General features: G+C 41.7%; 4 protein-coding genes. 2 read left to right on the forward strand and 2 right to left on the reverse strand.

The window, feature by feature from the left end; all coding sequences use genetic code 11:
* Nucleotides 1-399: 399 nt before the first annotated feature.
* Together rarD and WAM07_RS15105 are read right to left on the reverse strand one after the other, a co-directional pair.
* The gene (gene rarD / locus WAM07_RS15100; RefSeq protein WP_422168147.1) at nucleotides 400-1305 is read right to left on the reverse strand and encodes an EamA family transporter RarD; all 906 of its coding nucleotides are present in this window, start codon (nucleotides 1303-1305) and stop codon (nucleotides 400-402) included.
* A gap of 126 nt (nucleotides 1306-1431) precedes the next feature.
* The gene (locus WAM07_RS15105; protein ID WP_422168148.1) at nucleotides 1432-3021 is read right to left on the reverse strand and encodes an FAD-dependent oxidoreductase; all 1590 of its coding nucleotides are present in this window, start codon (nucleotides 3019-3021) and stop codon (nucleotides 1432-1434) included.
* A 147-nt stretch (nucleotides 3022-3168) separates the two neighbouring features.
* Between WAM07_RS15105 and WAM07_RS15110 the strand changes: the two genes are divergently transcribed.
* A complete protein-coding gene (locus tag WAM07_RS15110; protein ID WP_422168150.1) occupies nucleotides 3169-4440 on the forward strand; it encodes an EAL and HDOD domain-containing protein in 1272 nt (423 codons plus the stop codon).
* A gap of 128 nt (nucleotides 4441-4568) precedes the next feature.
* Nucleotides 4569-5762 (forward strand): methionine gamma-lyase, encoded by a 1194-nt coding sequence (gene megL / locus WAM07_RS15115; protein ID WP_422168152.1) that lies wholly within the window; start codon nucleotides 4569-4571, stop codon nucleotides 5760-5762.
* The last annotated feature ends 180 nt before the right edge of the window (nucleotides 5763-5942 follow it).

Raw genomic sequence — 5942 nt, forward strand, 5'->3', positions numbered from 1 at the left:
TCTCCCATGGGAGTCTCGCCATTTCCCCACCAACCCAACGCTAATTAGGTAAACGGACCCTTCTTTAGAAGTTCAGGTGTTGGACTTGATCCTTTCAAAATCCAGTGGTATCAGGCCTTTTCTAACATTACCTAGAGAAAACGGTGACTCATGGCATGATTTCTATATTTCCTATCCAAGTGATTTTTGCCAATGTTTCGAGTCTCTTATTTCAGCAAGGTCCGGAGGGGGACGATGAAGACTCCTGTGGGATGAACATGATCGGTGAGACCCCGAGAGCGTAGCTCGAGGAGGCTCAGCACAATCAGATATCCCGAAACTGAGTCTTAAAGTAAACGGCCCTATTGTGTAATAAGTCTCTTATGAAAAATTAACTATAAAATTTAACAAAGCCTTTAATTAACTCGCTTTTGCTTCATATTTTCTTAGACGCTTCACGCGAGTCACGGTGTAAACTGCAAGACCGGCCCATATAAGGGTGAAAGATATAGCATGAACTTCTGAAAATGGCTCGTTGTATAGGAAAACACCGATGATCAGCATGATGGTCGGGGCAAAATACTGCAGAAAACCAACCATGGAAAGCGGAATCCGTTTCGCTCCTGCCGAAAACAGTAACAGAGGGATTGCGGTGACAATTCCAGCTCCGAATACAAGCATTGTGGTAAGAGAAAGCCAGTCTGTCTGCATCCATTGACCGCTTTGCTGGTTTAAGAGATAGATTAGCGCAACGGGTGATACGATAAGAGTTTCAATGGTTAATCCATACATAGCATTAAGGGGTACCAACTTTTTTAGTAACCCATAAGAACCGAAGCTGAAGGCAAGCAGCAGTGCAATCCAGGGCACTGAACCGAAGTTAATGGTCATAAACAATACACCGCATCCCGCAAGAAAGAAAGCAAGCCATTGAGCTCTTGAAAAGGTTTCTTTTAACACAATCATTCCGAGAAGAATGCTGACAAGCGGATTAATATAATAACCGAGACTGGCTTCAACGACATGATTTGTATTTACTGCCCATATGTAGGTGACCCAGTTTATGCTGATGGTGATGGAAGCGAGCGTTATACCAATCAAACGGATTTTATTATTTACGATGGCACGAAGCTCTTTCATAAAGGGCTTCCGTTTATTTATGACTATGACTAAAAATGCCATGAAAACGAAAGACCATACAATCCTGTGGGCCAGAATCTCAAAGGCTGGAATCTGTTGAATCAGTTTCCAGTAGATGGGGAGGAAGCCCCATAGAATATAAGCTCCTGCTGTATAAATAATTCCTAATTTTTGTTCGCTGATCATACAGAATAGATCCTCTCTGTGAGTATTACAGGCGTAATTGATAAACTTTTCCAACTCGTATAGTATATCACCCTTTATGATGAAAAAATAGAAAAGCGCGGCCTCTTCTCAGGCAGCGCTTTGACGTTATATTTGATCCGGTTGTTCTTCTTCTGCATTTATCTCATCAGATGTGATTTGCTGCTGTTCAGGGTAAGGAAAAGCGATTTTCATAAGCGGCTGGTCAGCTGGGCCTTCCATAACTGTACCATCAAACGAGAACCTTGAACCGTGGCACGGACAGTCCCAGGATCGTTCCGCATCATTCCATTCCACTTCGCATCCCATATGTGTGCAGGTTGTATCCAGAAGGTGTATTTGATCTTCTTCATCTTTAAAAGCTCCCGCTCGCTCGCCCTTCCATTGAACGACTAATCCTTCACCTTTTTTCAAATTTTGAGGACGATCTGCGACAAGCTCAAGCTTCCCTTCTACCAGATGAACAGCGACATCAAAATTCTGGGAGAGAAATTGTTTCATACTAGGGTCTGTTTTAAACCGGGATGGTTTGAACAGAGAATGAAAAAGCGAATCCTCTCCTGCAACAGATTGAGAGATAAGCTGAGCAGCAAGGGTCCCATTCGTCATGCCCCATTTTCTAAACCCAGTAGCTATAAACACACGATCATTCCTCCGGGTAATTGGTCCAATATAAGGAACCTTATCGAGTGTCGTCAAATCCTGGGCGGACCATTGGAATAATTTCTTCTTAATTCCAAAGGTCTGAGCAGCAAATTCTTCAATCGCGTTATAGTGAAAGGATGTATTTACTCCCATTCCTGTTTTATGGCTTTCTCCTCCGACAAGTAAAATGGGTTTACCGTTGTATTCAGCTGTACGAATGGTACGTTTTGGTTCATCAACAGAAAGATACATACCATCAGGTATTTCACGTTCGGGTTCGATAGCCATAAGGTAAGAACGTTCTGCGTACATTCGGCTGAAATAAAATCCTTTTCCGTCATAGAAAGGGAAGTGACTGCAGGATACTGCTTTATCACAGGTAACGATTGCCCCTGAACCCGTATGAATTTCAAGCTTGGATCCTTCTTTAAGATCAGTGGCTTTGGTGTTTTCGTAGATTTCTCCACCAAGCTTGATAAATTCTTCTACTAGAGCGGATAAGTATTTTAGAGGGTGAAAACGGGCCTGATTGTGCATGACAAGTGCTTTTTTGACTTCAACATCAAAAGGAAGCGACTCATTAAGGGAGCCTTCAATACCAATTTTTCTGTAAGCTTCATATTCCTGGTCAAGCTTAAGCGCTCCTTTATTGGTAGTGGCATATAACAGCGCGTCTTCCTTTTTCCAATCACAGGAGATGTCATATTTTTGAATCAATTCTTCAATCAAGGAAAACGCGCTCATCTGAGCTTGATAGTAGAGAGAGGCTTCCTCAGTGCCGAAATGCTTCATTAATTCATAATATATCAACCCATGCTGAGCGGTTACTTTAGCTGTGGTGTGACCTGTTGTACCATTTAACAAGTGGTCAGAATCGAGTAATATAACTTGCTTCCCTTGTTTAGCTAATAAATAAGCTGTTGTAATTCCAGTGATGCCTCCACCAATAACAGCGACATCTGTAGACGTATCTTCTTTTAATTCATCAAACGAAGGCAGTGATGTATCTTCCAGCCACATTGGCTGTGGCTTAGTCCATTGTTGTTTATCCATGTTTTCCCTCCTGAAGAAGTCTTTGATTTCATTGTTTCCTTCTTGTCGTATTTCATGTATTTTTTCCCATACCGCTATGACAATGAATGAAGTGGTGTAGTATACTTAACCTAGTGTTCTCAAGTGTTGAAGAAGGGAAGAAGGCAGATGGAAGTTTTCGTGGCACGGCAGCCAATCTTGAATTTGAACGAAGAAGTGTATGCTTATGAACTTTTATACCGTGACAGTCACGTTAATCAGTTCACTGCTATCGATGCCAGTCGTGCAACGACAGAGGTCTTAGTGAACAGCTTCCTAACGATAGGGCTGGATCGACTTTCCCAAAATAAACCTTGTTTTATAAATTTTACGGAAAAATTACTTTTAGACCAGATGCCAAAGCATTTTAACCCTAGTCAGTTAATTGTAGAGATCCTGGAAGATGTTTGCTTTTCAGAGAAACTTATTGGGGAATGCCGTGATTTAAAAGAAAAAGGCTACACGATTGCTCTGGATGATGTCATTTCCCTGGAGCAGCTTTCAAATCCGCATCTGCTTCATTACATAGATATTATTAAGGTGGATATACGAGCGGTACCTGCAAAACTTCGTACAGAAATCATCCATTTAGCTAAAGCATATGATCTTACCCTGCTAGCTGAAAAAGTAGAGACGAGAGAAGAACATCAGGCTTGTGTCCTGGAGGGTTTCAAGCTTTTTCAAGGGTATTATTATAGCAAGCCGGTAGTCATTTCAGGAGTAGATATTCCTTTTTTTACAGCTACATATTTTCAAATTATTGAGGAACTATCTGTCTCAGGCAGAGAAGTCGATGTAGAAAAAGTAGTTGATATCTTAGAGCAGGACCTGGCTCTTACTTATAAATTATTGAAGCTGATCAACTCTTCCAATCATCAACATTCCCATGTTCCCATCCAGTCCATTAAACAGGCTGTAATGCTTCTAGGGACCGATGCATTAAAAAAATGGATGTACGTGCTTTCTATCGAACAAACGGAAAGGGCTGCTTACAATACTTCTCAGTTTTTAGTCAAAACGAGCTTGCTTCGAGCTAAGATGTGTGAGCAGGTCGCAATCAAACTGCGTTCTGGCCTCTTATCAGATGGATGTTTCTTAACGGGATTTATGTCACTAGTGGATGTAGGAACGAAGCAGACCACTTCAGAAGCTATTCAATCCCTGCCACTTGATGTGGAAATAAAAGATGCATTGAACGGAGAGCGGAATTTATACAGAAGGATACTCGATATAGCGATAGCCATGGAAACGGCTGAGTTCGAGATTCTTGATCGTTCACTGGAGGAATTAGGAATTGACTTTAGTGAAATATTTGAAATATACGGCCAGGCTATCGCCTGGGCAGATCGATTGTATCAGGAACACTTTTCTGACCATGAAACAGACAAAGTTATAAAATGAACACCCATTTGGATAGATAGAAATATAGTAATTAAGGAGGAGGGCGAAACACCTTCTTTTTTGTTAGAATTAATTGAAAACGCTTACAATCTTATGGGATATAAGTTGAAGAAATAGGGGGAGTAAAAGTGAATAGAAAAGAGAAACGTATGGAGACCTCTATGATTCATGGAGGCAAACATTCCGATGAGTTCTTAAGAAGCTTATCCATGCCTATATTTCAAACATCCACTTTTTCATTTCAGAACGCTTCTGAGGGGGAGCGCCGCTTTTCAGGAGAAGAAGAGGGTTATATCTATACGAGACTAGGAAATCCTACTGTAAAAGCTTTGGAAGAGAGAATGGCAGTGCTAGAGGGAGGAGAAAAGGGGTTGGCTTTTGCGTCTGGTATGGCAGCTGTTTCTGCCGTCCTTATTGCCTTAACGAAAGCCAATGACCATATCTTATGTTCCAATGGTCTATATGGATGCACATATGGTTTACTGACGACACTAAAAGAAAAATATAATATTCAGCATGATTTCAGCTTAATGGAGACAGAAGAGGAGGTCAGAGATAGAATTACTGACTCTACTGCCTGCATATTTATAGAGACTCCTATTAATCCAACGATGAAAGTCATTGATTTACGGATGGTTGCTAAAGTAGCTGAAGAATATAATATTCCTGTAGTAGTAGATAACACTTTTTGCACACCTTACCTGCAGCGGCCGCTGGAGTTAGGCTGCGATATCGTTATTCATAGTGCTACAAAATATCTAGGTGGTCACGGAGACGTGATCGCCGGGCTTGTTGTAGGAAAAAAAGATTTTATGGATGAATTAGCAATGAATGAACAGAAGGATATAGGAGGGGTACTTTCTCCATTTGATGCCTGGCTTTTGATCAGAGGCTTAAAAACCCTTCATATTCGTTTGGATCGGCATAGTTCAAGCGCGGGAAAGATAGCTAAATATTTAAGACATCATCCTTTAGTGAATGAAGTTTATTATCCAGACATTGAAAGTCCTAATCTGAAGGGACAAATGTCGGACGGAGGAGGGGTGCTTGCTTTTGATATTGAAGGTGGAAAAGAGGAAGCACACTACGTCATGGATCAGTTAAAATTGATTAAGATCGCGGTAAGCCTCGGAGATGCAGAAACCCTTATTCAACACCCTGCATCGATGACCCACGCGGTGGTTCCCGAAGAAGAAAGGAAGAAGATGGGGATTGGGGATAATCTAATTCGATTATCTGTAGGGCTTGAATCAGTGGACGACATTTGGGAGGACTTAGAACAGGCTCTGAATGCAGGAGCAGGAAAAAAGAAGCGGACGTAATACTCCGTTTCTTTTTTATGTTAAATCCCCAGTTGATCCTCCAGTTAAGCTCCCGTTTGTTGAAGACTTGATTTCGAGATATTGGGTTATGAGGAAGGTCCTCCGGGGGACGATTTCGCTTTCCGGCCCTGCATGACGCAGGGTCGTTCGACGTTGCCACAGGACGTGGCGATCTTAGTC

The organism is Halobacillus sp. (assembly GCF_049282395.1).
In the GTDB taxonomy this organism is placed as follows: Bacteria; Bacillota; Bacilli; order Bacillales; family Halobacillaceae; genus Halobacillus.

What these genes read in the sequence shown, in the direction of transcription:
- rarD (WP_422168147.1), bottom strand. Translation starts at nt 1,305, where the DNA reads ATGATCAGCGAACAAAAATTAGGAATTATTTATACAGCAGGAGCTTAT.
- WAM07_RS15105 (WP_422168148.1), bottom strand. Translation starts at nt 3,021, where the DNA reads ATGGATAAACAACAATGGACTAAGCCACAGCCAATGTGGCTGGAAGAT.
- WAM07_RS15110 (WP_422168150.1), top strand. Translation starts at nt 3,169, where the DNA reads ATGGAAGTTTTCGTGGCACGGCAGCCAATCTTGAATTTGAACGAAGAA.